The sequence below is a fragment of the Sulfuricurvum sp. PD_MW2 genome, assembly GCF_002633015.1.
Lineage (GTDB): Bacteria > Campylobacterota > Campylobacteria > Campylobacterales > Sulfurimonadaceae > Sulfuricurvum.
Map to the genome: position 1 here is coordinate 1 of NZ_NSIU01000006.1, position 23,493 is coordinate 23,493.

Sequence of the window (23,493 nt, forward strand, 5' to 3'; positions counted from 1 at the left end):
GTTTTTAATACTGTAAATAATGTAGTCGTAATGTTGACCGGATTTTTTCCAACCGTCTTTTTTTAATCCAGATGTTTCAAAATCTTCCAGAGTCATTCTTAAAAATATGTCATTTTCGTTGGCATCATATGTAAGTTTTACTTCTTTACCCTGATAGGTAAAGCCTAGATCAAAATTTCCTTTTATAATTAAAGGCATATGGGATTCATTCACAGGCTCATCTGTATATTCCAGAGAAGTCAACACTTGGTTTTGGCTAATAGCTTCAAAAAAATGATATAGATTCTTTGCTTCATTGCTCCAATCATTTGAAAGATATGCATTCCATTGCTTTAGATAGTCGTTTAACACATCTTCATATGCATTTTTTTCTTCCAAGCATTTGGTTAGCCATTCTCTTATGTGTTTGGAATAAGAGATAATTTTAATATCGTTGAACTGTAGTTTTCCAAGCCCCTCTTTGGAAGGATTGCTTCCATATGGACTTAAATAATAAAGCTCGAATTTGAAATTTTGCTTTGTAGCCCAGTCGCTATACCTTTCAAGCTGTTTGGGTTGATCGTTGGCATTGATTTTATTTTCAATCAAAAGTGCATTAGTACCATCGGTAAGAAAAATATCAATTCTTCCTTTTGATTCTTTTGTATCAGCTTGTTCTTCAAAAGTGATTGTTACATCTGACTTAAAGCCAATTTCGAAATTAATAATATTTAAAAAATCTGAGAGATTCTTTTTGTTTTTTAATAGCTCAACTATAAATTGGCTATGTCCATTTTCTTCTACCATTTTATGTCTATATAGTTCCATTTTTGCTCCTACCAGTTGATTATATCATAGGAAGTATAAGTTACTTTGTAGACATTATTTGTCTTTGTTTGTGTTTATGATATCAGAACCAATTAATACGGAGATTATATGTTAGACATGAAATTGCATAAACATCTTAAAGATATCAATACAAAATTGACAGCAATCGAAAAGCGAATCGTTCGAGTTGCCACACGACTTGATAATAATCTTCAAAAAGAACTTGCCAAAGGTGTAGATGGAATGGTGGATTATGAGCTTGATTGTGTAATAGGTTTTTTTAGAAAGGATTCAGATGGAGATCCATTTTGCGAACTTTATGAAAAGTTAAAAGGTATATCTGGAGAAGATAAAGAAAGTCATGGCTACTTTTTAGCTGATGAAATAAATCATAATGAATTTACTTCATGGAAAAATCATCCTATGAAAGGCGAATTTCATTGTTGGCTTTTTCATAGTTTGTATGATCACATTCACTCATGGGAAGATATTGCCTCAATCGATACCGTATGGATCGATATTAGACCGCGATATCAGTATGCTATAGATTTTAATTTTTAGAGTTATTCAAACTCATCAAACTTCGGTTCAAGGGCATTGAAACGCTCACGAAGAAGCTTCTGATAGCGCGGAGCGTGATCGAAAAGTTTGCGCAGTGCCCATGTTCCGTGTGTTTCGCTCAGTGAAGAATCGACGACGATGAACGAGAGATAGATGGTATTTTCGTTGATCGAAAACTGCAGTCGTTCCAAATTACTGTTTTCTTTCAATAAAAAATTATAGAGTTCTGCAATATTTTCCTGTGGAATACGGCAGAGTGCCGAATCGGCAATGACGATTCCGTTATCGTAATAGTTGATGTCGATGCGCGTTTTTTCAAGCTCGAAACGCCAGCTTCGCTGACTTCTGCGTGATAGGGTAACATTGATATGAAGCGCTCCTAAGATCTTTTCGATGAGTGCAACGACACCGGAGGGTTTGTACCCCTCGCGTCTGCGTTTCGCAACATCGAGCTTTGTTCCGCATTTGGGGCAATAGTCATTTTGAATGGTTGGTTCAAGGATGAGATTTTTACACGATACGCATCGGATAACGTCCTCGGTATTGAGTGCTTTGAATTGATCGAGTGCTTCTTTGAGCGTGTATGCGGGGAGTGCAAATCCCAAATTGTTCGAGTTTTGGATGATAAAGGTATTAACCCCGATAACTTCTGCTGCATCATTGAGGAGTGGTCCTCCGCTGTTCCCGGGATTGATAGCGGCATCGAATTGGATGTATTCCACTTCCCCTTGCAAACGAGATGCTTTGGAGACGATCCCCTCTGTCGTCGAATAATTGAGCCCATAAGGATGACCGATCGCGATAACACTGTCGCCGTCGATCACCGGAGATTGTGAGAGAATCAGCGGATTTTTGTGCTCGATCGGCAGAGGTGAGCGGATAAATGCCAGATCAAATGCCGGATCATCATAGATTACCGTTCCGATTGATTTTGGAAGTGTTTTCGTACTGATCAAAGCCTCTTTGAGCCCGCTTACGACATGTGAGTTGGTGATGATGAGTCCATCGATCAAAAAACCGCTTCCGCTTCCGTAAGGATTCGTGATTTGGACAATACTTTCGATCGTTTGTTCAACCATTTTTTGAGTGGCGGTGTTCATTTAGAGTTCCGTATAATCGAGATTTTTGAGTTGAAGATAAAAACTTTGGCTGAAATGATCCAAATCGCTGTAGTTGATATGCTCTGAAAAATCGTTCAATCCTTTATATCTGGCAGTATAGGGTTCGATCGATTCTCGGATACGCTGCGCAATCAATGTTTCATTAAATATCTTGGTCGTTCGATCATACAGCGGTGCCTCTCCGACTGCTTGGAAAAAATCGGAAGCGTAGATTTCCACGTGCAGATGCAATAGATTACGCAGCGAAGGGTGCAGACCGTAGTTGTAGAGAATATACAAAGAGATATAGCGGTAGATAACGCTGATAACGTAGTTGGAGCGGTTATTTTTATACCAGCGCACTTTGCTGAGCGATTCATCAATAAATGCGGCAATCTCATCGTGCATCGCTTGCTCAAACGGTGAAAAGGTATAGGCTGAATCGTAAAATTGGGTGGAGAAATAGTCGATATGCATCACGCTGAGTTCACTTAGATATTGTTCCAAATCGGCATTTTTATCTTCAGTTAGTTTCTCGTCATCCATAAAATAGCCGTTGATTTTTTCACTGATATTTTTCGCCATTTTTTTGTGCGGAAGCAAAAGATAATCGATTTGCAACAGCAAGGAGAGGTAACTAAAAGAGGTCATTCCTGTATTATCGTTGGACAAAAGACCGATAAGGCTTTGTTTTGTCTCTTGGATCCATTGATTCATAAAACGGTAACGAAGTGCAATTTGATCCTGAGAGATAGGGAGAAGATGGGAGGTTTCAAGGAGAGAAGATTCATCAAATTCTCCGGCAATAAATTCTTTTTCAAAATCGGCATTCAGTGCAATTTCACGAAGAGGATAAAAAATCTTTTGTGGTGTGATGGTTGCGTTATCCAAACGGATGGAGAGCTGTATAATGCCGTTGGTTTCGCTAAAGCGGCAATAGGTGAGTTGGAAATCTCGCTCTAAAAAATGGCGTTTGATAGCGACGTGAAGTTTGTCGCTTAATGCAATATCGGCATGGGCTTCAAGAGAAGATTTTGTCACTTTTCCTTGAATACGTGCCGAACCTTGTATCAGAGAAAAAGATATTTCTTCAGTTAATCGTTCTATACTTAAATGGGGGGCAGAAAAACTGCTTTCATGATGGATCAGAGAGGATAAAAAATACTCATACCCGTTTAAAATTTCTCCATTGACGAATGCTGCCGATGAGAGATCGAAAAGTTCTTTTTCATCGGGATTTGGAAGGGCATGAATTCCTCGTCCGTATCGCGGTGCGCGATGCATGGATGGGGTGATAAACCATCCTCTGATCGTATCCATAAGAGTCACGTTGTTTTTCCTTGTACCTTAATGGCGCTTAGTGTAGTCAAAGCAACCTTAAAGCGACGATAAAGTATAATACGCGTAATTTACAGGGCACATCAAAGATGCTTTATAGGGAGTTGTATGGGCTATAAGCGCGTTTTGGTAAAATTCTCAGGTGAGGCATTAGCCGGTGAAAACGGTCACGGCATCGATACAAAAATTCTAAAATTTATTGCAGGTGAGATCAAAACTCTCGTTGATGCGGGGATTGAAGTGGGTATCGTTATCGGCGGCGGAAACATCATCCGCGGTGTTACAGCGGCGGCGGACGGCATTATTCGCCGAACCTCAGGCGATTACATGGGAATGCTCGCCACTGTGATCAATGCGATTGCAATGCAAGAAGCATGTGAGCACGAGGGGATGCATGTTCGTGTTCAAAGTGCGATCAAAATGGAACAAATCGCTGAAGCGTTTATCGTTCGACGTGCAACCCGTCATTTAGAGCGCGGGCGTGTTGTGATATTTGCCGCAGGGACGGGGAACCCGTTTTTCACGACCGATACGGCAGCAACGCTTCGTGCTATTGAAATCGGAGCAGAAGTAATCATCAAAGCAACAAAAGTTGACGGTGTTTACACAAAAGATCCTAAAAAATTCTCGGATGCTGTAAAACTCGCAACATTGGGTTATGAAGAGGCGTTGCAAGACAATATCAAAGTGATGGATGATACATCGATTGCATTGGCCAAAGAGAACAAATTACCGATTATCGTATGCGATATGTTTACTCCGGGTAATCTTCTCGAAATCATTCAGGGCAATCTAGACCGTTGCTCTATTGTAAAATAAATCTCAACTGAAGGAAAAACATGAGACTTGAACAACTAACCGCAAAAGCACTTGAAACGGCGAATATCGACCGTTACCAATTGGCAATCGCCGTAGCGAAACGCTCAGAAGAGCTTCTTAATGGAGCAACAACAAAGTTAAATGTGGACGTGAAAAAAGCTAAAACAGCTGATATCGCTTTGATGGAGATCGCTGAGGGACATATCAGCATCAAAGGTTTCGTAGAACGAACCTGATTTAACGACGAAGTAGCATCATTGAACAACACTCTGGATATCGAATCAATCACCCGAATCAATGATGTCGAGGGGGCCATAGGTCACCTCTATAAACACATCTCTTCTTCACCTGCCGTTCAAAATGCTCTCGCACTAGCGCAACATGCCCATGATAACCAATTCCGCAAAAGTGGTGAGCCCTATATTATCCATCCGGTTTTAGTCGCTTCCATTGTTGCAAATATCACCGGCGATGAAGCTATGGTAATTGCCGCACTGCTTCACGACGTGGTAGAAGATACTCACATCGGGATTGATCAGATTGAACAAGATTACGGTAGTGACGTTGCCCACTTGGTAGAGGGATTGACAAAAATCGATACGATTCGAGATGCACAGCTTATCCCATCGAATTCTGATGAAAAGTTGGTTGTTTCGGCCTTATCGTTTCGTAAAATGTTGGTCGCATCGATCGAGGATGTGCGGGTATTGGTAGTCAAATTGTGTGATCGTCTTCATAACATGTTGACGCTGAGTGCCCTGACTCCAGCCAAACAGCATCGTATTGCCGAAGAGACGTTGGTTGTTTATGCACCGATCGCAAGCCGTTTGGGGATCTCTTTCTTGAAAAATCTTTTGGAAGATTTGAGTTTTCAGTATCTTTTCAATGAAGAGAAACAAGCGATTGACATGTACATGGAAGAGAATTTTCGTTCTATCAATGCACGCTTGAGTGACTTTTGTGAAAAATTGACCAAAATGATGTTGGAAAACGGATTCAATGAGGAAGATTTTGAAATCTTAAGCCGTGTCAAACATCACTACTCGATTTATCTCAAAATGCAGCGCAAAGGAATCAGTATCGATGAGATTCTTGATCTTTTAGCGGTCCGTATTTTGGTGAAAAAACCGATTGATTGCTATCGTGTTTTGGGGCTGGTACATCTCAATTTTCAGCCCCTTTCTTCTCGCTTTAAAGATTATATTGCGATTCCAAAAGAGAACGGATATCAGACATTACACACCTCTGTTTTTGATTCCACGGCGATTTTTGAGGTGCAGATTCGTACCTATGAGATGCACAAAACAGCCGAACTCGGTGTCGCGGCGCATTGGAAATACAAAAGCGGCGGAAACAATCCGATCAGTCTTGACTGGTTACACAACCTCCAATACCAAAATGAGTCGGTTGAAGCGTTTTACGAGCTTATTAAAAATGATCTCTTTAGTGATGATATCAGTGTTTTTTCACCTAAAGGAAAATCGTTTACCTTGCCTCGCGGTGCGGTAGCACTTGATTTCGCGTACGCAGTCCATACGGAAATCGGTGACACGGCTGAGGGGTGTTTGATTAACAAAGAAAAAGCCTCTTTGTTGAGCGAGCTGCATAACGGCGATATCGTTAAAATTACAACGGGACCGAAGAAAATCAACCGCTGCAGCTGGATCGATGCGGTGAAAACTTCGCGTGCCAAAACGAGTATGCGAACCAACTGCAACCAAAGAATCCGTACAATCGATACGGAGACGGGAATCAATATTTTAAGTCTCATTTTCAATACTGATCCGGTTCGCGTTGATGAGTTATTTGTACAAACACATCTTGAAGATCAGCGTCATCGTGTCCCGAATGAACTCGATTTGTTAAAAGAGACTGTCAACCGCTTTAGCCAGGAGTTAGGGGAAAATAAACGATTCGGTGCATTTCTCTCCCGAAATCGCTATCGTCTCAAACCATATTTATTTGCATCGTTGGAAGTCTATTCGAACACTAATGTGAGTGATGCGGTTTTTGATTATTGTTGTCACCCAAAAACCGGAGATGAGATCGTTGCGTTTATGCAAGAGGGGAAAGCGCATATTCACCATAAAATGTGCAAACATGCATCGGTGCTGATTGAAAAAAGAACCCCTATGGTGTTTGTCCGATGGAAAGCACAGCACTATTTTCGTTATCATCTCATTATAAGCATGCAAAGTGCGCAAGGTTCACTCGCCGATCTCCTCACCTATATGGCTAAAATGGGAGCCGATATCAACTCTATCGAATTGGGAAAAGAGAAATCCGAACACACCCAATATTGTGAGATGGAGTTTCAAACCCTTGAAGCGGATATTAACCGTCTGCGCTCCAAATTGGAGAAAAAAGGGAAAATCATACAATTTTTTCGTACCGACGACGCGTACCGAAACCAAGGATAAATCATGATTCAAACCGCATTACGAGAAATTCGCAGAGGAACTGCCGAGATAATCGACGAAGCACGTATCGAAACGTTGCTCAAAAACTATTTTGAAAAAGGGGAAAACTATACGGTCAAAGCGGGATTTGATCCAACTGCCCCTGATTTGCATTTGGGACATACCGTATTGCTTCAAAAACTAGCTATTTTTCAAAAGTTCGGGGCACATATCCAATTTTTGATCGGAGATTTTACCGCTCAAATCGGCGATCCGACAGGTAAAAGCGAAACGCGTAAAAAATTGCTTCCCGCACAAGTACTTGAAAATGCCCAAAGCTACAAAGAACAGGTGTTTAAAATCCTTGATCCTGAAAAAACGACGGTTGTTTTTAACTCTGAGTGGATCAACCCGTTGGGTGCAGCAGGGATGTTGGAACTCACCACAACCTATAATGTCGCGCGTATGTTGGAACGTGATGATTTCGACAAACGTTATAAAGCGGGGATTTCGATTTCGATCAGCGAGTTTTTGTATCCGTTGCTCCAAGGTTACGACAGCGTGCATCTCAAAAGCGATATCGAGATCGGCGGTACGGATCAGAAATTCAATCTGTTGATGGGACGCCATTTGCAACGCGTATACGAGATCGGAAAAGAGCAGGCTGTTTTGATGATGCCGATTCTCGAAGGTCTTGACGGTGTTCAGAAGATGTCTAAATCATTAGGGAACTATATCGGTGTTGTCGAAGCGCCGAATGATATGTACGGTAAAGTGCTCAGTATCAGTGATACGTTGATGTGGCGTTATTATGAGCTATTGAGTGCAAAAAGTTTGGATGAAATTGCTGAACTAAAAGCGGGGGTTGAAAACGGAACACTCCATCCGAAAAAGGTAAAAGAAGCTCTTGCTCTCGAGATTACAGCTCGATTTCACTCTGCTGAGGCAGCCGAAGGTGCACATAAAGAGTTTGAGCGTGTCCATGCACAGAGCGAAATTCCGAGCGAAATGGAAGAATTTACTCTCCAAGGACCTATTTGGATAGCAAAAGCACTCGTCGATTGTGCCTTAAGCCCATCTACTTCTCAAGCCCGTCGGGAGATTAAGCAAGGCTCTGTTAAAATCGATCAAAACAAACTAAGCGACGAGCAATTCCAACTTGAAACGGGTGAGTATATTCTTCAAGTCGGAAAACGAAAATTTGCGCGATTAAAGGTGATTTCATGAGCTTCAAACCACTTCAGATCGGTAAATATACGATTAAAACCCCGGTTGTACAAGGGGGAATGGGTGTCGGTATCAGTTGGGATAAATTAGCAGGAACAGTCTCATTGGAAGGTGGTCTTGGGGTAATCAGTGCCGTTGGAACAGGGTATTATGAAGATAAGGTTCACGCTGATAAACTGGTAGCAAACCGTCCTCTCGATGCAGAAAATTTTTACTCCAAAAAGGGATTGACAGCAATCGTTAAAAATGCCCGCAAAATCTGTGGAGATGCACCGCTTGCATGTAATATTTTGTATGCGATCAATGATTACGGGCGTGTGGTTAGCGATGCGTGTGAAGCAGGAATTGATATTATTATTACCGGTGCGGGACTACCGACAAATATGCCGGAATTTACAGCGGATTATCCTGATGTAGCATTGGTACCGATCGTATCATCGCCAAAAGCACTCTCTATCATTTGTAAACGATGGCAAAAGCGCTATAACCGTCTTCCTGACGCGGTTGTTTTGGAAGGGCCTTTGAGCGGCGGTCATCAAGGATTTACTTATGAGCAGTGCGCAATGGACGAATACCAACTGGAAAACCTTGTAGCCCCAGTTGTGGAAGAAGCCGCACTGTGGGGAGATATTCCAGTGATTGCTGCTGGAGGTATCTGGGACAAAAACGATATCGATGCAATGATGGCATTGGGTGCTCGCGGTGTTCAAATGGGAACCCGTTTTATCGGAACCCATGAATGTGATGCACACGATAATTTTAAACAAGTCCTTATCAATTCCAAAGAAGAGGATATCACTTTGATGAAATCGCCTGTCGGCTATCCGGCACGCGGTGTACGTACAAATTTGCGTAATTTGATCGATAGCCGAACAGGTCCGGCTATCAAATGTATTTCCAATTGTGTCGCTCCTTGTAATCGTGGGGTAGAAGCAAAAGAGGTCGGTTTTTGTATTGCTGATCGCCTTAGCGATGCGTATGCGGGTGATTTGGAATTAGGACTTTATTTTTCTGGTAGTAACGGTTATAAAATCGACAAAATTATTTCCGTCAAAGAGTTGATGGAAAAATTGACTCAAGGGGAGTAATGTCCGCGTGCTGATTCGTCTTTTTGTACTTATTTTCTTTAGTATGACGGCTTTGATGGGACTCACACTGGGAGAGCGGATCGAATCAGCAAAAAAAGCGTTGGACAGCAGTGACGAAATTGAACAATTTCGGGGATATAACGAATATAAAACACTTTACCTCAGAGCCATGCTTGATAAAAATGCCACTTTGGCGGCAGATTCTTTGGAAGGGATCGTCCACGCAGGTGAGAAACTTGGGATCGACGTCAAAAAATATCAAGCGGATCTGGCAAAATCAAAAGCCGCTTCTCCGAAAATTGATTCTTCACTTAAAGCGGCATTCGCTGCAGTCAAAACAGAACCATCGCTCCCCTCCGTTATTTACGACAAAACATTTAAACCTGCACTTGTAGCAAATAAGATTACAACACCAGAGGCTGAAAAAATAATCAAACTTGAGCCTGTTGTTGCTCGTAACGATGAAATCACATTGACGATGCGTCATAAGCTTTTGAATATTCAATGGAAAGATAACGGATTAGAACTCACATTCGATTCACCAATTCAGGCAACTGAAGTACGTATGTCGAAAATTATCGAAGCGGATAAACGCCGCTTCCGCTATATCATTGATGTTGATTCGTCTACACTCTCAAAAAGCCAAACCTTGGAGCATCAAAAAATCAATCGCATTCAACTTGCGCAGTACAATGCGAAAACATTGCGTTTGGTTATTGAACACGATCAGGCGATCTCGATTAAACCGATCCCTAGAGCTTCATCGCTTTATATTGATCTTTCATTGGAACCTCCAAAAACGACTCCTCCTCTTGCCTCTACATCGATCGTAAAACAGCCTGAGATTCAACAACCTCCACTAATCGCGGCACTTCCCCCTTTGGTAACCGTAACGCCGCGTGATCGCAGTAAAAAAGTGATCGTTATCGATCCGGGGCATGGTGGAAAAGACAGTGGTGCGATCGGAAACGGTTTTATGGAAAAAGATATCGTTTTACAGATTGGCAGCCAATTGGCTGAAAAACTTCGTGCGCAAGGGTATACCGTCTATATGACACGCAATAACGATACTTTTATCGAGCTCAAAGATCGAACCAAATTTGCCAATGACAAAGAGGCCGATCTTTTTATTTCGGTTCATGCAAACTCTATCCCAAAAACATCCGATCCTCTCGGTGCTCAGGGGTTAGAGACCTACTTTCTCTCTCCGACGCGCAGTGAACGATCGATGCGTGTTGCTGCAGTTGAGAACTCTGAAGACATGGGTGCAATGGGAGAATACGGAAAACTCAGCTTTTTGAGCTTTTTGAACAAAGAAAAAATCATTGCTTCCAATAAACTAGGGATCGATTTGCAAAAGGGAATTTTAGGCAGTTTACGCAAGCAATTTGGCGGAGTACATGATAACGGTGTCAAAGAGGCACCGTTTTGGGTCCTTGTTGGGGCTCAAATGCCAGCTGTCCTCGTTGAAGTAGGCTATATCAGTCATCCGGAAGAAGCTGTCCGTATCGCTGATGAGAAGTATCAGCGATGGATGGTCGAGGGTCTTGTTGATGGGGTAGGGCGATATTTCGCTAACAACTCTTAGCGCTTGCTTTTTTCATAAAAGTAGTTGGTCGCTTCGACAAAGCCATCAACGCTTCCGCAGTCAAATCGTTTCCCTTTGAATTTATAGGCTAGCACCATTCCATTTTGTGCTTGTGACATCAGGGCATCGGTGATCTGAATCTCTCCCCCTTTACCTGCAGGAGTATTTTCGATGACACCGAAAATATCGGGAGTGAGGATATATCGTCCGATAATCGCAAGATTGCTTGGTGCATCTTTCGGATCGGGTTTTTCGACCATATTAGAGATCATATAGACCCCTTCTTCAATTTCTCTTCCTTCAATGATTCCGTATTTATTGGTGTGCGCCGGATCAATCTCTTCGATGGCGACGATAGAACATTTATATTTATTAAACAGTTCTACCATTTGTGTGAGAACCCCTTTCTCACTATGTCCATCACACAGATCATCCGCAAGAATTACGGCAAACGGCTCATTTCCGATCAATGTTTCTCCGGTGAGGATTGCATGACCGAGCCCTTTCATCTCGATTTGACGTGTATAGGAGAAGGTGCAAACATCGATGATATCTCGGATATCGGCAAGCATTTTTTCTTTGTCGCTCCCTTTGATCTGATGTTCAAGTTCATAGCTAACATCAAAATGATCTTCCAAGGCTCTTTTCCCTCGTCCGGTGACAATTGCCATCGTATTCATTCCCGCTTCGATCGCTTCTTCGACACCGTATTGGATAAGAGGCTTGGTGAGTACCGGTAGCATCTCTTTTGGCATCGCTTTGGTTGCAGGGAGAAAACGGGTGCCGTATCCGGCTGCGGGGAAAAGACATTTTTTGATCATCGAAACTCCTTGATTAGTGGTGTTATTTTATCACAATAGAACATTTTTCTGTATACGCTATAGGTGTATTTCAGTGTGTTTCATTGAGACGTAGAGAGAGGCTGTTTTCGCGAATGAATTGACGTGCATCGTCTCTGATGGGACGAGAAGTTGAATATATACGTACGATGGAACGGTTTTTGAATATTGGGTTGTGATCGACTTAGAGGGTACAGGATGCAATGAATATCATAAGATCGGTTGTTTTCACCTCTTTGAGGGTCGTTTCACACCGAATTAGGAGCAACTCTTTTTCTTTTATCCCGATGAGATCGATCCCTTCCGTCTTTGATAGTTCACTGATGGAGTATCCCTGCGATTTGAAATATTCCGCGATCTGATGGATATGATTTTTGTCGATGCTATTATCGATGGTTCCTCTTGTTTCTTTTGCAGAGAATATTTGTGTGTTTAGGATCGTTTGCATCTCTTGGATTAACAGCTCTTTTTGTTGAAGTTCTTTTTCGGCAACTTCGTGCTGTTTTCGGGAAATGATTTTGACGGTTAACAAGAAGATGATGATCAGTAAAAAGAGGGTAAGAAAATTGATCATAGTATTCTCCGGTGAGATTCATATTTTTTATGAGGCAATGCAGCGAACACATGAAGGCAATATACCTCCAGTGTTTTATGAAGAGTTTTTGAAAACTAGCTTATTATAATTGTACGAATGTAGAGCCTTTGACCCCACATACCGGACATTTTTCAGGGGGTGTCCCTAACTCTATATAGCCACATGTTGGACAAAGATAGATATTTACTTCATCCAAATCTTTTCCCTCTTGTACTGCTTCCAGTGCTTTTTTGTAAAGTTCCGCATGTACTTTTTCTGCTTCAAGCGCATAACCAAACATTTTTTTAGCTTTATGCCCCTCTTTTACCGCTTGCTCATACATAGGCGGATACATATCTTCAAATTCATAAGTCTCACCACCGATAGCGGCTTTCAAATTCTCTAAAGTAGACCCAACTTTATCCATTGCTTTTAAATGACCTTCTGCATGGATACGTTCTGCTTCAGCCGTTGTACGAAAGAGTTTGGCAATATTCGTTAAACCATCTTTTTCAGCTTGTTTTGCAAATGCACTGTACTTTTGATATGCTTGACTTTCGCCGCCAAAAGCTGTTTCTAAATTTTCTTGTGTAGTCATCTTAATCCCTCCAGTTTCTATGATACTGAGGCTATTATAAGATATAAATTCTAAAGAAGAACAACTAAAATAACATGATTTGTTTTTGAAGAATGACTAAATTTTAAACAATGGGCACAGTTACAGCACGAACATAAATGAATTTCTGGAAAGTACGTAAATTAGGGAATTTGAATCAGTGTGGCGGACAGAGAGGGATTCGAACCCTCGGTACCGTTGCCAGTACGTCTCCTTAGCAGGGAGGTGGTTTCAGCCAACTCACCCATCTGTCCATTAGTAAGAGGGCGTAATTATACGTACCTCTATATAACAAGCACCTTAAATAGATGCTTGTTTTGATTAAATTGCGGGAGAGTTTTGAGGATTTGAGATTACTTGATCCAAAAGAGCTTGTAATTGCAATGCAAGCGCTTCATTTGTTGCTTTTGCTTCGGCAATTTTTTCTTTGAGTTTTACGACTAATTCGATTTTATCCATAAATTTCATGTAGACTCCTTGCGCATATTTGCAAAAATAAAGCAAGGAATATTCCAATTTATAATAGAGTGAGTATTTTTTCAACCACTTCGGCAGGATTTTCTGCTTTATAGATAGGGCGACCGACAACAATAAAGTCTACTTTCTCACTGTGTGCCGTTTCGATGGTTGCAACCCGCTCCTGATCTCCCGCATCTTCTCCAAAAGGGCGTATACCCGGAGTAAGGGTCACAAATGTATCGGACGTAAGCGATTTGATGGAAGCGCTCTCATATGCACTGCAGACGACCCCATCCAATCCCGCTTCATGGGCATCTTGTGCAAATTGGTCGGCTTTGGTTGCGATGGTTTTTCCATATACATGGCTAAATTCACCTTCTTCAAATGAGGTGAGGGCGGTGACAGCAAGAACGATTGGACGATTTTCATACGGTTCAAGACGTTTCATCACTTCACGCATTGCTTTGCGTCCTGCGGATGCGTGAACGTTGAACATATCAACTCCTAGCCCCATGATCGATTCTGCGGCATCTGCCATCGTGTTGGGAATATCGTAGAGTTTGAGATCTAAGAAGATTTTGAAATCGGGATTGATGGATTTGATAGCATCGATAAAAGGTTTACCGTCACGAATATAGGATCGAAGTCCTACTTTTAACCAGACCGGATACTCTTTGATTTTTTCAATGAGGGCTAAATTTTCTTGTTGCGATGGAAGATCGAGAGCGACGCAAAGTTGCATAGGTAACCTTTGAAATATGATACTAAAAGTATAACGAAGCTTAAATTTATTGCGCATTATTTTTATATTAATAAAAGATTGTTAAAAACACTCTACAATAGAGATAATTTTAACCCAAAGGATTGACGATGAAAAAGAGTTTATTAGCAACAGTTTTTGCCGGTCTATTACTCGGCTCCGGTTATTTGTCAGCCGCGGTCTATAAAGTAGACCCTTCTCATTCGACGGTCGGATTTAAAGTGAAACACATGATGATCAGTACCGTAACGGGGAAATTTAATAATTTTAACGGAACATATGATCTCGAAAAAGGTCAGTTTAAATCGCTTAGCGGTGTTATTAAAGCTGATTCTATCGATACGGGGATCACGAAACGTGATGATCATCTGCGTAGTGCCGATTTTTTTGATGTTACGAAATTCAGTGATATTACATTTACTATGACAAGTGCTGCAAAATCCAAAATGACCGGAAATCTCACCATTCATGGTATAACTAAAAAAGTGGTACTGGATGTAGACATGGGTGGAGTTGTGCAAGATCCTTGGGGTAATCAGCGTTCAGGGTTTGTCCTGAACGGCAAAATTAATCGTAAAGATTTCGGTTTGAATTGGAATAAAGCGATCGAAGCAGGCGGCGTTGTTGTTGGTGATGAAGTCAAATTGGTTGTTGAAATTGAAGGGATCGCGGAATAAACTTCCAGCGTTTAAAAAGTTTTAATAAACCCGTCCCGTTTGGGGCGGAATCCACTGAGATCATTGATCGAGAGTCCCCGCTGTTTTCCCCATACCAAAAGTGTCTGGCATTTATGAATTTTTGCATAATCTTCCAAATAGCTGATCATTTCTTTGCTTTTATGTTCATATCCCTCATAGACTGCAAAATCATCAATGATTAAATGACGACCCAGCTCCAAGTTTTCACGGATACTGACACCGGCATAAATTTGAAGCTCACCGCGTTCATAGGCACCAATGGGACGATAATCACGTGGGTATTGCGAAGTGATAAAAGCATCAAACTGATCAGAAGTGAGTTCAAGTCGGAGTGTTGTGAGGAGGGCAAACCCCTCAACGAGTTCTGATGGCGAGAGTTCTCGGATTTGCAATTAGTTTCCTAGTGCGCCAAGTTGCGCATCGATTTTAGCAATTTTATCTTCGGCATCAGTAAGTCCTTCACGGTTTTGGGTAATGACCGCTTCTGGAGCATTGGCGACAAAACGCTCGTTTGAGAGCATACCACGAAGTTTATCTGCTTCTTTTTGGAGCTTTTCACGTTGTTTTGTGAGACGATCAATGATAGGGGTGAGATCGATCGCATCGGTCGGGAGATACACTTCGACAATCTCTCCAATGTCACTTATTGCATTATCGATTTTTCCCTCTGTAAAACGGAGTGTTTCCACTTTTGCCAATCGGGTAACAAACGGTGCCATCATTTCGTGGTTACCTGAGCATTTGAGATAGGCAAGATCGATTTTTTGGTTTCCGAGATCAACGAGCGTTTTAGCGCGTCTGATGGTGATGATGGCATCCATAATCATCGCAAATTCCGCTTCAATCGCTTCGTCAGTTGCCGTATTATCAGGGTATGCCATAACCATGATGGAATCTCCCTCTTCGAGAGTTGTTCCCGATAACTCATGATAAAGGAACTCGGTGATAAACGGCATAAACGGATGGAGCAGTTTCATCGACTCTTTAAAGATGCTCCCTAGTTCATGAACGCTCTCTTTGGATGCTTTGCCAAGCTCGATACCCCAGTCACAGAACTCATTCCACAAGAAACGGTAAAGTACCGTTGCCGCGTCGTTAAAGCGGTACTCATCCAAAAATGCTCTCGTCTCTGCCGTAGCTCGGTGGAAACGGCTTAACATATAGCGACCCAGTGGAGTGGTGATCTCTTGATCGCCCAAATCTTTGAATGTCGGAACATTCATTTGGAGAAATTTGGACGCATTGAAGAGTTTGTTGGTAAAGTTACGGCTTTGTTCGAGTCGATCACCGCTGAGGCGGATATCGCGTCCCTGTACGGCTAAAACAGCTAATGTGAAACGCAGTGCATCGGCACTGTATTTTTCGACCATATCGAGCGGATCGATGACGTTCCCTTTCGATTTCGACATTTTTTGACCGTGTTCATCTCGTACCAATGCGTGCAGATAGATATGGTTAAACGGCAACTCTCCCGTAAAACTCTCCCCCATCATCATCATACGGGCTACCCAGAAGAAGAGGATATCAAAACCGGTGATGAGAAGGGTATTTGGGTAAAAACGAGCCATATCTTCGCTTTGGAAGAGTTGATCTTGCGCAGTGTCGCCATTCCCCCATCCAAGAGTTGAGAACGGCCAGAGGGCAGAACTGAACCATGTATCGAGTACGTCAGGATCTTGGGTGAATTTTTTGCTCGCACAATGAGGGCACGAAGTTGGATTTTCTTCTAAACTTGCCCATTCATGGTTACAGTCGTCACAATAAAATACCGGAATACGGTGCCCCCACCAGAGTTGACGGGAGATACACCAGTCGCGCAGATCATTCATCCATGCGTTGTAGCTGTTGATCCAGTGTTGCGGAAAAAATTGGGTCAATCCGGCATTCGTTTTATCGATTGAACCGCGCGCTACTTCACTGCGGACGAACCATTGTTTTGAAATGTAGGGTTCTACGATATTTTTACAGCGGTAACAATGTCCGACTTGATGAGTATGTTCTTCGATTTTTTCGATAAATCCGCTCTCTTCAAGACGTTTGACGATCACGGCGCGTGCTTCGAGACGCTCTAATCCTTCAAACTCTCCGGCATAATGATTCAAAATCCCTTTTTCATCGAATACGGTGATGAATTCCAGATCATGACGTTTACCGACTTCGTAGTCGTTCGTATCATGAGCGGGAGTGACTTTAACGACTCCCGTTCCGAATTCACGGTCTACATGGCTATCGGCGATGATTTTGATGTTGCGGTTGATCAATGGAAGAGTCACGCTTTTTCCGATGAGGTGAATATAACGTTCATCATCAGGGTGTACCATAATCGCAGTATCGCCAAAATAGGTTTCCGGACGGGTTGTAGCAACGACAATATGACCGCTTCCGTCACTGAACGGGTAGCGTATGTGGTAAAAGTTCCCTTTGTGCTCTTCGTGTTCTACTTCGATATCGCTGAGTGCACCGTCATGCGTACACCAGTTGACCATGTAGTTTCCGCGAACGATGAGGTTTTTGTTGTAGAGGTGAACAAATGCTTCTTTGACCGAGGATTTTAGCCCTTCATCCATTGTAAAACGTTCACGGCTCCATGCAGGAGAAACACCGAGTTTACGGAGTTGTCCTACCATAATCCCACCGCTTTCTTCTTTCCATGCCCATACACGTTCCAAAAACGCTTCGCGACCGAGTTCCTCTTTGGTTTTCCCCTCCGCCAACAGTTGTTTTTCCACGACGTTTTGGGTTGCAATTCCTGCGTGATCGGTTCCCGGTTGCCAAAGGGTCATGTAGCCGTCCATACGTTTGTAGCGGACGATGATGTCTTGGAGGGTAAACGTGAGGGAATGTCCGATATGAAGCCGTCCGGTAACATTCGGCGGAGGCATCATGATGGCAAAGTGTTTGTTCGGTTTTGCGATTGTTTTGTTACCGTCGATTTCGAAATAGCCCCGATTTTCCCAGATAGGATAGTAACTCTCTTCAATATTCTTTGGATCGTAGTGGGTAGCTGACATAAGAAGGCCTTGGATTAATAAAAATATCGCGAATTATACCAAATTCAATCGATTTTCAGAGGAACGCTAATTGCTTTAGTGTAACCATTAATTATCAAAGGGTAACAATGCAGTACGAAGTAAAATCAACGATATTAGGATTTGATCAAGTAACCAAAGTAGAATTGAGTGAAATCGATGAAATGTTTGCTACGCTGAGAAGTTGTGATGAGAGTAATATCAGTTTTACCTTGGTAAATCCGTATATGCTTCGTGAATACTCTTTTGATCTTCCGACAGCTATCCGCGTTTTACTCGATATTAATGAAGATTCAAAGGTAGTGGTATATAATATCGCCGTTATTCAAGACCCGCTCGATGAATCATGCATCAACTTTTTAGCCCCGCTTATTTTTAATCAAGACAACGCGACTATGGCACAAGCGGTTTTAGATATGAAAAATCATCCAGGATTCGGTTTGGCCGAGCCAATAAAAAAATTTAAAGCATAATTTAGCCTCTTTATACCGGAGGCTTCAAGGAGCCTCTTGCCACTCTCCCGTCTCAACGATCAGCAATACACTGCTGCAACCGCCCCCTATGGACACAATCTAATCATCGCTTCGGCAGGCACAGGGAAAACGTCGACGATTGTAGGACGTATTGCCTATCTCATCTCTCAAAACGTGAAACCCGAAGAGATTTTATTATTGACTTTTACCAACAAAGCGGCGCAAGAGATGGTGGAGAGGGTAGCGGCATTTTTCGGTCGAGAGATAGCCTCAAAAATCGATGCAGGAACGTTTCATGCGATCAGCTATCGATGGCTCAAGCGCAAAGAGGGGAAGGTGGTTCTCAAACAGCCTCGAGAACTCAAAACCCTTTTTCGCAGTGTCTATGAAAAGCGGACGTTCAGTCATATCGACTGTGCGACAGCAGCCTATGGTGCCAATTATCTCTATGATGTTTATTCGTTTTACCAAAATACCGAATTAAGCACCAATTTTGAAGAGTGGATTTTAGAGCGTCAGGATGAACACGCTGTCTATGCCGCGATTTATGCCGATATTATCGATGAATTCGAAGCACTGAAAAAAGAGTATGGATTTGTCAATTTTAATGATTTACTCTTGCATATGCGAGATTTAGCTAAACAAAGTGATCTTGGGTATAAAGAGGTATTGATTGACGAATATCAAGATACTAATGCCCTTCAAGGGACACTCATTAATGCGATGCGTCCCCCCTCACTTTTTTGCGTTGGAGATTATGATCAGAGTATCTATGCGTTTAATGGAGCCGATATCTCGATTATCGGCTCGTTCACGACTAATTTTCCCGATGCCAAAGTTTATACCCTCAACAAAAACTACCGTTCAACCGTCCCTATTCTTTCACTTGCGAATACCGTAATTGCTTATAATGAGCGCATCTACCCCAAAGCACTCGAAGTGACCCGGACGGGAAATGCCCATAGTCCGACTTTGCTGGTGTACGATGAACTTTTTGATCAGTATCACGGGATCGCCCAAAAAATCGGCGACTCTTCCACCAACCGTGAAGAGATTGCCGTTATTTTCCGCAACAATGCCTCGGCTGATGGGATCGAAGCTTCCCTTAGAGAATTAGGGATTGCGTGTCGTCGTCGGGGCGGAACAAGCTTTTTTGATTCTAAGGAGGTGAAAGCACTCCTTGATATCTACACGCTTCTCGTGAATGAATCCGATATGATGGCATTTATCCATCTCTTTGACTATGCAAAAGGGATCGGAAGTGCCGTAGCAAAAGAGCTGTTTGTCGCATTGCAAAAGCTGGGAAAGGGATCATTTTTGCGGGGATTGTATTCTCCAGACTCTGAGATCAGCAATCCGTTTGAAAAACGACGACTCAACCATCAATTAGGTTTATTTGATGATTTTGCGGAGATGGGCAGTGCCGGGCGCTTTGCTAAGCTTGGATTTGATCCCAACTTTATGGGAAATCCGATTTTGAAACACGCAAAACTCTCGAAAGACTCCGCATCTTTTTTGCATGATCTCTTTATTTTGTTCCGTCAATTGAGAGACATTAAAGAGCCCAAAGCCGCCGTGCAAAAAATAGCACTATCGGCTTTGTATGGACATGTGATAGAGATGCTCTCCACTCGTCGGGCGATGAATGAAAACGGTGCAATCGATGAAAGGGCAAAAACAGAATCACAAGAGCGAATACGACGTAAATGTACTCTATTGTTTGAACTCTCCCGCCCTTACAAAGATCATGAACGATTTTTAAATGCAATGGTATTGGGATCTCAGGATTTGACACAAGGAGAGGGGGTACATCTACTGAGTATTCATGCCTCTAAAGGCCTTGAGTACAAAGAGGTCTATGTGATCGATTTGATGGATGGACGGTTTCCAAACCGCAAGCTGATGAGCCGCAGCGGAAGTATCGAAGAGGAGAGACGATTGTTTTATGTGGCGGTAACACGGGCAAAAGACAGACTCTTTTTGAGTTATGCCAAATACGACAAGATCAAAAAAACCAACTTTGTCCCTTCCCAATTTTTATTTGAGGCAGGATTGATCCCCAAAGATGAAATGTATGCGGCTTTGGTAGCCAAAGGTTCAAACGAAGAGGTTTGACTTTTCTTTATTATGTCGGACGGCCATTCACTGCCGCTCCCATATTCCACATTGGCAGGAAAATACCCAATGCCAATAAAACGACCATACAGGCAATAATCAAAAGCATAATTGGTTCGATCGCTTCAGAGAGACCGTCAATAATCGCATCAAAACGCATTTTATAGTATTCCATTACTTTTTGCATCATAGCATCGAGTTGACCGCTCGATTCACCTGCAGAGATCATTTGGATAATCATATTTTCAAACAACCCCGTCTCTTGAAGACCGTTATGGAGTGTTCCCCCCTTTTCAACGGTTTGGCGGACAGTTAAAAGCTTCTCTTGCAAAGGAAGCGAATCGATCATCGCGATAGCGGTTTCTAAAGCCTCTGCGATAGGGATTCCTGCGCGAACGAGCTCTGAGAATACGAGGGTAAAGCGACTCAGTGTTGCATACATAATGATATTTTTAATCAAATAGGTTTTTAATAAAAATTGGTGCCATTTGTAACGAAAATTCTTGTGATGATCGAGCATGTAGCGAAATACAATGACAAAAATAAAAACAGCAGCCAGTACATAAAGTCCATAGGTATTAAAAAGATGCTCTAAAAAAAGCAAAATTTTTGTTGGAATTGGAAGTTCAGCGTGTAGTTGTTCGAAAATTGCTTTAAATTGAGGAACAACGTATGAGATAAGTACGGTAAAAGCGATAGCCATCGCAATCATGACATTGCGCGGGTAAGCCATTGCTTTTTTAAACTTGATAATATTACGACGTATTTCTTCAAGCATATCGGCAAGTTTATACAGTGCCTCGGCCATGTTACCCGTTTTTTCTCCTAACTCAATCATGGCTAAAGAAAGATTACCCAGCTCATAATGAAATTTATGGGCAGAATTAGAAAGGCTGTGTCCGGCGTTGATATCTTCAGCCATGGTTCCCAAAACAGTTTGCAACACTTTATCGGTGGTTGCTTCGGCAATTTCTTTGAGGGAATCGTGTATAGAGATACCGGCATTGGTCATAACCGCAAGTTGTCTAATCGCAGCAATGAGAGAGTCTTGTTTGAGTTTTCGTTTGCGTACATTCGAAAAGAGTGTTTCTTTAAATCGTCGGAGCTGATCTTCAAGAGGAGGGGTAGATTCGGTAATCTTGAGTACCATCCCCGAGTATTTTATTTTTGCTAAATAATGGGCCTCTTTTTTGCTCTCTGCATAAAAGCCTTGGTCGTATTTTTTCCCTTTTGTAAGGATTGTCGCGATAAAGTATTTCATCCTTTTGCCACCCTTAATATTTCATCCAATGTTGTTATCCCCTGAACGGCTTTTGCCATTCCGTTTTCAAACATTCCTACAAACCCTTCAGCCTTTGCCTGTTTTAAAAGATCATCTTTGGATGCACTTCGTGCAATCATACTGGAAAGTTCTTCCGTAATCGGCAAAACTTCACAAATCATTTCACGCCCCATATATCCCGTGCCATTACACTCTTTACACCCTGATCCTTCATAAAAAACTGTATGAGGAGGGATCATGGCACTGTATTCTTGAAGGAGCGATTGCGGAATATCGATCTCTTTTTTACAATGTGTACAAATTTTTCGAATAAGACGCTGCGCTTGTACTGCAACCAAAGCACCGCTGATGAGGTAAGGCTCAATCCCCATATCAGACATACGCGGAATTGCGCTGATCGCATCGTTGGTGTGAAGGGTCGAGATTACAAGGTGCCCGGTCAAGGCCGCTTTGATAGCAATTTCGAGGGTTTCATGGTCACGAATCTCCCCAATCATGATTTTATCGGGGTCTTGACGAAGAATGGATCGAAGAGCGTCGGCAAAAGAGAGCCCAACTTTGGGATTGACCTGTACTTGCTGAATGAGATTCATCCGGTATTCTACAGGGTCCTCTACTGTAATGACTTTATCTTCAACATTACGCAATTCATTCAGTGCACCGTAAAGGGTAGTCGTTTTTCCGCTTCCTGTAGGTCCCGTGACTAAAATGATGCCAAATGGAGATTGTAGACCTTTGATCAATTTTTGGTAACTTTCTGAGTCCATCCCGGAATCTTCGAGTTTTACCAGAGCTTTGGTTTTGTCCAAGATACGCATAACGATCGATTCACCGTAGATGATCGGAAGCGTTGAGAGACGAAAATCAAATTCTGCATCCATTACGATAGCCGAGAAACGACCGTCTTGAGGTTTACGCCGTTCTGCAATATCGAGATTGGCCAACAGTTTAATTCGTGATGCGAGAGGAGGATAAATATCTCGATCAAAAATGAAGATTTCAGCCAGCTTCCCATCAACTCGTCCCCGTACCACACAGTTTCGTTCTGTCGGCTCGATATGAATATCACTGGCACGTCCTTTGATACACGCTTTGAGGATAACATCAATGAGTTGCAAAATAGATGAAGCTTCTTGTTGCTCTTCTAGTGTACCGATATTGCGAAGTTCGTTACGGATGTTTGTTACGAGTTCTTTAACACTGTCTTTGAGTTCCATTTTAAAAAGATACGCTTGTATCTGTTTTTCGGTAGCAACGGCTATTTTGAGTGATTTTCGCGGAAAAAGGCGTTGGATGGACTCTTGTGCTTCAAGATTCAGCGGATCGGCAAATACTACGACAACGTACATGTCGTCTTGCGAAATAGGGAGCGCATTATAGCGTTTGAGTTGAGCTGTTGGGATTTTTTCGATAAGACGGTAATCCATATCGATGGAGTCCAAATCCATAAACGGAACTTCCATCACTTCCGCTAAATGGATTAAAATGGAAGCCTCATCCAAAAAGTGGTAGTTTTTGATAATAGAGAGTTCGTATCTTCCCAGGCGAATTTGTTCTACAACAAATCGTTTGATAAAATTGAGAGAAACCGCTCCTACTTTTGTGAGCATCTCTAAAACGGTATCGTCTTGTACGCCTCTGGACGTTAATCGGTCAATTTGTTGTTGAGTTATATGGCGCTTTTCCAATAAATCATGTGTAATGCGATCCATATAGTTTAC

The 23,493-nt window shown here is 42.2% G+C and carries 22 protein-coding genes and 1 tRNA gene; 10 read left to right on the forward strand and 13 right to left on the reverse strand.

The window, feature by feature from the left end; translation table 11 throughout:
• Nucleotides 1-807 (reverse strand): PD-(D/E)XK nuclease family protein (locus CJD30_RS04250; RefSeq protein WP_294916619.1); only part of this gene is annotated, 807 nt, incomplete at its 3' end.
• A 108-nt stretch (nt 808-915) separates the two neighbouring features.
• Between CJD30_RS04250 and CJD30_RS04255 the strand changes: the two genes are divergently transcribed.
• Nucleotides 916-1,368 carry a hypothetical protein gene (locus tag CJD30_RS04255; protein WP_294916621.1) on the forward strand — a complete coding sequence of 151 codons (453 nt, stop codon included), beginning with the start codon at nt 916-918 and terminating at the stop codon, nt 1,366-1,368.
• Nucleotides 1,369-1,370: 2 nt separating this feature from the next.
• Here the strand turns inward: CJD30_RS04255 and CJD30_RS04260 are convergent, their stop codons facing one another.
• Both CJD30_RS04260 and CJD30_RS04265 read right to left on the reverse strand, forming a co-directional pair.
• A complete protein-coding gene (locus CJD30_RS04260) occupies nt 1,371-2,468 on the reverse strand; it encodes a trypsin-like peptidase domain-containing protein (RefSeq protein WP_294916623.1) in 1,098 nt (365 codons plus the stop codon).
• Nucleotides 2,469-3,788: a hypothetical protein gene (locus CJD30_RS04265; RefSeq protein ID WP_294916625.1), complete on the reverse strand. Its 1,320-nt coding sequence runs from the start codon at nt 3,786-3,788 to the stop codon at nt 2,469-2,471. It lies immediately after the preceding gene.
• Nucleotides 3,789-3,914: 126 nt separating this feature from the next.
• Between CJD30_RS04265 and pyrH the strand changes: the two genes are divergently transcribed.
• From pyrH to CJD30_RS04295, 6 genes are read left to right on the forward strand one after another with little or no spacing between them, the layout of a single operon-like run.
• On the forward strand, nt 3,915-4,625 hold the full coding sequence (pyrH, locus tag CJD30_RS04270; RefSeq protein ID WP_294916627.1) for a UMP kinase: 711 nt from the start codon (nt 3,915-3,917) through the stop codon (nt 4,623-4,625).
• 20 nt (nt 4,626-4,645) lie between these two features.
• Nucleotides 4,646-4,861: a DNA-directed RNA polymerase subunit omega gene (locus CJD30_RS04275; protein ID WP_294916630.1), complete on the forward strand. Its 216-nt coding sequence runs from the start codon at nt 4,646-4,648 to the stop codon at nt 4,859-4,861.
• Nucleotides 4,862-4,882: 21 nt separating this feature from the next.
• The gene (locus CJD30_RS04280; RefSeq protein ID WP_294916632.1) at nt 4,883-7,045 is read left to right on the forward strand and encodes a RelA/SpoT family protein; all 2,163 of its coding nucleotides are present in this window, start codon (nt 4,883-4,885) and stop codon (nt 7,043-7,045) included.
• Nucleotides 7,046-7,048: 3 nt separating this feature from the next.
• The gene (tyrS, locus tag CJD30_RS04285; RefSeq protein WP_294916634.1) at nt 7,049-8,251 is read left to right on the forward strand and encodes a tyrosine--tRNA ligase; all 1,203 of its coding nucleotides are present in this window, start codon (nt 7,049-7,051) and stop codon (nt 8,249-8,251) included.
• Complete coding sequence (locus CJD30_RS04290) at nt 8,248-9,339, forward strand: nitronate monooxygenase (protein ID WP_294916637.1); 1,092 nt, start codon at nt 8,248-8,250, stop codon at nt 9,337-9,339. Before tyrS ends, CJD30_RS04290 begins: the two co-directional genes overlap by 4 nt.
• 7 nt (nt 9,340-9,346) lie before the next feature.
• Complete coding sequence (locus tag CJD30_RS04295) at nt 9,347-10,927, forward strand: N-acetylmuramoyl-L-alanine amidase (protein WP_294916639.1); 1,581 nt, start codon at nt 9,347-9,349, stop codon at nt 10,925-10,927.
• Here CJD30_RS04295 and galU read toward each other — a convergent pair.
• The 6 genes from galU to pyrF all read right to left on the reverse strand — a co-directional run bounded on the left by galU (nt 10,924) and on the right by pyrF (nt 14,157).
• On the reverse strand, nt 10,924-11,748 hold the full coding sequence (gene galU / locus CJD30_RS04300) for a UTP--glucose-1-phosphate uridylyltransferase GalU (protein ID WP_294916641.1): 825 nt from the start codon (nt 11,746-11,748) through the stop codon (nt 10,924-10,926). The genes CJD30_RS04295 and galU overlap by 4 nt on opposite strands.
• A 202-nt stretch (nt 11,749-11,950) precedes the next feature.
• Nucleotides 11,951-12,340, reverse strand: coding sequence for a hypothetical protein (locus CJD30_RS04305; protein WP_294916644.1), 390 nt, complete (start codon nt 12,338-12,340; stop codon nt 11,951-11,953).
• 103 nt (nt 12,341-12,443) lie between these two features.
• Complete coding sequence (locus tag CJD30_RS04310) at nt 12,444-12,938, reverse strand: rubrerythrin family protein (protein ID WP_294916646.1); 495 nt, start codon at nt 12,936-12,938, stop codon at nt 12,444-12,446.
• Between the two features lie 181 nt (nt 12,939-13,119).
• Nucleotides 13,120-13,210 (reverse strand) — tRNA-Ser (locus tag CJD30_RS04315).
• Between the two features lie 67 nt (nt 13,211-13,277).
• Nucleotides 13,278-13,424 (reverse strand): hypothetical protein, encoded by a 147-nt coding sequence (locus CJD30_RS04320; protein ID WP_294916649.1) that lies wholly within the window; start codon nt 13,422-13,424, stop codon nt 13,278-13,280.
• A gap of 49 nt (nt 13,425-13,473) precedes the next feature.
• Entirely contained in the window at nt 13,474-14,157 is a 684-nt protein-coding gene (pyrF, locus tag CJD30_RS04325) for an orotidine-5'-phosphate decarboxylase (RefSeq protein WP_294916652.1), read from the reverse strand.
• Nucleotides 14,158-14,285: 128 nt separating this feature from the next.
• Here pyrF and CJD30_RS04330 point away from each other — a divergent pair, with 128 nt between their 5' ends.
• Nucleotides 14,286-14,852, forward strand: coding sequence for a YceI family protein (locus tag CJD30_RS04330; protein WP_294916655.1), 567 nt, complete (start codon nt 14,286-14,288; stop codon nt 14,850-14,852).
• Nucleotides 14,853-14,863: 11 nt separating this feature from the next.
• Here the strand turns inward: CJD30_RS04330 and CJD30_RS04335 are convergent, their stop codons facing one another.
• A complete protein-coding gene (locus CJD30_RS04335; protein WP_294916658.1) occupies nt 14,864-15,265 on the reverse strand; it encodes a hypothetical protein in 402 nt (133 codons plus the stop codon).
• Nucleotides 15,266-17,884: a valine--tRNA ligase gene (locus tag CJD30_RS04340; protein ID WP_294916661.1), complete on the reverse strand. Its 2,619-nt coding sequence runs from the start codon at nt 17,882-17,884 to the stop codon at nt 15,266-15,268.
• A 107-nt stretch (nt 17,885-17,991) separates the two neighbouring features.
• On the opposite strand from CJD30_RS04340, the gene fliW reads away from it, so the two are divergent.
• Both fliW and CJD30_RS04350 read left to right on the forward strand, forming a co-directional pair.
• Nucleotides 17,992-18,375, forward strand: a complete 384-nt coding sequence (gene fliW, locus CJD30_RS04345) for a flagellar assembly protein FliW (protein ID WP_294916663.1) — start codon at nt 17,992-17,994, stop codon at nt 18,373-18,375.
• A gap of 36 nt (nt 18,376-18,411) precedes the next feature.
• Nucleotides 18,412-20,490, forward strand: coding sequence for an ATP-dependent helicase (locus CJD30_RS04350; RefSeq protein WP_294916665.1), 2,079 nt, complete (start codon nt 18,412-18,414; stop codon nt 20,488-20,490).
• A gap of 10 nt (nt 20,491-20,500) precedes the next feature.
• On the opposite strand, the gene CJD30_RS04355 is transcribed toward CJD30_RS04350, so the two are convergent.
• Together CJD30_RS04355 and CJD30_RS04360 are read right to left on the reverse strand one after the other, a co-directional pair.
• Nucleotides 20,501-21,751, reverse strand: coding sequence for a type II secretion system F family protein (locus tag CJD30_RS04355; protein ID WP_294916666.1), 1,251 nt, complete (start codon nt 21,749-21,751; stop codon nt 20,501-20,503).
• Complete coding sequence (locus CJD30_RS04360) at nt 21,748-23,484, reverse strand: GspE/PulE family protein (protein WP_294916667.1); 1,737 nt, start codon at nt 23,482-23,484, stop codon at nt 21,748-21,750. Before CJD30_RS04360 ends, CJD30_RS04355 begins: the two co-directional genes overlap by 4 nt.
• Between the last annotated feature and the right edge of the window lie 9 nt (nt 23,485-23,493).

Bases quoted from the DNA above. Each gene is read 5' to 3' on its own strand.
- CJD30_RS04255 (WP_294916621.1), top strand. From the start codon at position 916: ATGTTAGACATGAAATTGCATAAACATCTTAAAGATATCAATACAAAA.
- CJD30_RS04260 (WP_294916623.1), bottom strand. From the start codon at position 2,468: ATGAACACCGCCACTCAAAAAATGGTTGAACAAACGATCGAAAGTATT.
- CJD30_RS04265 (WP_294916625.1), bottom strand. From the start codon at position 3,788: ATGGATACGATCAGAGGATGGTTTATCACCCCATCCATGCATCGCGCA.
- pyrH (WP_294916627.1), top strand. From the start codon at position 3,915: ATGGGCTATAAGCGCGTTTTGGTAAAATTCTCAGGTGAGGCATTAGCC.
- CJD30_RS04275 (WP_294916630.1), top strand. From the start codon at position 4,646: ATGAGACTTGAACAACTAACCGCAAAAGCACTTGAAACGGCGAATATC.
- tyrS (WP_294916634.1), top strand. From the start codon at position 7,049: ATGATTCAAACCGCATTACGAGAAATTCGCAGAGGAACTGCCGAGATA.
- CJD30_RS04290 (WP_294916637.1), top strand. From the start codon at position 8,248: ATGAGCTTCAAACCACTTCAGATCGGTAAATATACGATTAAAACCCCG.
- galU (WP_294916641.1), bottom strand. From the start codon at position 11,748: ATGATCAAAAAATGTCTTTTCCCCGCAGCCGGATACGGCACCCGTTTT.
- CJD30_RS04305 (WP_294916644.1), bottom strand. From the start codon at position 12,340: ATGATCAATTTTCTTACCCTCTTTTTACTGATCATCATCTTCTTGTTA.
- CJD30_RS04310 (WP_294916646.1), bottom strand. From the start codon at position 12,938: ATGACTACACAAGAAAATTTAGAAACAGCTTTTGGCGGCGAAAGTCAA.
- CJD30_RS04320 (WP_294916649.1), bottom strand. From the start codon at position 13,424: ATGAAATTTATGGATAAAATCGAATTAGTCGTAAAACTCAAAGAAAAA.
- pyrF (WP_294916652.1), bottom strand. From the start codon at position 14,157: ATGCAACTTTGCGTCGCTCTCGATCTTCCATCGCAACAAGAAAATTTA.
- CJD30_RS04330 (WP_294916655.1), top strand. From the start codon at position 14,286: ATGAAAAAGAGTTTATTAGCAACAGTTTTTGCCGGTCTATTACTCGGC.
- CJD30_RS04340 (WP_294916661.1), bottom strand. From the start codon at position 17,884: ATGTCAGCTACCCACTACGATCCAAAGAATATTGAAGAGAGTTACTAT.
- fliW (WP_294916663.1), top strand. From the start codon at position 17,992: ATGCAGTACGAAGTAAAATCAACGATATTAGGATTTGATCAAGTAACC.
- CJD30_RS04355 (WP_294916666.1), bottom strand. From the start codon at position 21,751: ATGAAATACTTTATCGCGACAATCCTTACAAAAGGGAAAAAATACGAC.
- CJD30_RS04360 (WP_294916667.1), bottom strand. From the start codon at position 23,484: ATGGATCGCATTACACATGATTTATTGGAAAAGCGCCATATAACTCAA.